Annotated in this window: 1 protein-coding gene; it reads left to right on the forward strand. The window is 35.1% G+C overall.

From position 1 onward, the window contains the following. Positions 1-225: 225 nt before the first annotated feature. A partial coding sequence (locus tag AC973_RS09425) for a Gfo/Idh/MocA family protein (protein ID WP_048729952.1) occupies positions 226-1179 on the forward strand: 954 nt, incomplete at its 3' end.

Below are 1179 nucleotides of genomic sequence, written 5' to 3' on the forward strand. Positions count from 1 at the left end.
GAAAACTATGGATCTTTTTTTATTTTATTATTGTTGTTGCACTTAAATTGTAAATTCGTCTTTTAAAAAGAAGGTGGACCGATTGCTCTGTATGAATTTAGATGAAAAATAAAATTTGTGTCAAAAAGGGCTAGAATTTATTGGTTTAGAGGTTTATAATTAGCTATCAGAAAACAATGTTAACACCTAGTTTGGCGGTATTTCTAGGTTAATGGAGGGGTAAATTTGAAATTAGGGATAGCGGGGACTGGAAAAGTGGTTGAGCAATTTTTACCGGTAATTGCTGAGTTGCCAGAAATACAAGTAACTGCAATTAACTCAACACCCAAAAGCGTTGATAAGGCGATAGCCTTTCAAAAACAATATGGCATTGATCAAGTATACAGTGATTACAATCAATTTTTGACAGAAGCAGATATTGATACAGTATATGTTGCCGTCATTAATAACTTACATTTTCCTTTTGCTAAGGAAGCCTTACTTCATGGTAAGCATGTTATATGTGAGAAACCTTTTACGATGTCACAAAAGGAATTAATCGAATTAGAACGACTATCCATTGATTACGATTTAGTATTGGCTGAGGCTGTAACAGGTCAGTTCGTCGAAAATTATGGTAAAATCCGTGAACTTTTACCACTTCTTGGAGATATCAAGTTAATTGAATGCAATTTCTCAAAATATTCGAGTAAGTATGACTCTTTCACAGCAGGTAACGTCTTACCGGCCTTTGATATCAAAAATGGTGGCGGTGCCTTAATGGATTTAAATTCATCCAATATACATTTCGTTGTTGGCTTAATTGGGAAACCAAAGAAAGTTACTTACTACCCTAACATCGAGAATGCTATCGATACATCTGGCGTTTTAATCATGGACTATGGATACACAAAAGCCGTATGCATGGCTTCAAAGGATTCTACAGGGGAAAATGGGGCAACTATTCAAGGTACTAAAGGTACTATTAGAGTCAATAGCGCTACTAATAGGGTCACTTCATTTGATATTTGGACAAATGATGGCTATAGGGATCATTTTGAATTGAATACATGCGAGCATAAAATGGGCGCAGAATTTAAGATTTTTGCAAATTGGATTGATCATGAGGATACCATGTATGCAGAGGAACATTTAGCCCAAAGTTTAACAGTTATGGAAATACTAGATATGGCTATTGCT

Source organism: Carnobacterium sp. 1290_CSPC (assembly GCF_001053265.1).
Classification (GTDB): Bacteria; Bacillota; Bacilli; order Lactobacillales; family Aerococcaceae; genus Aerococcus; species Aerococcus urinaeequi.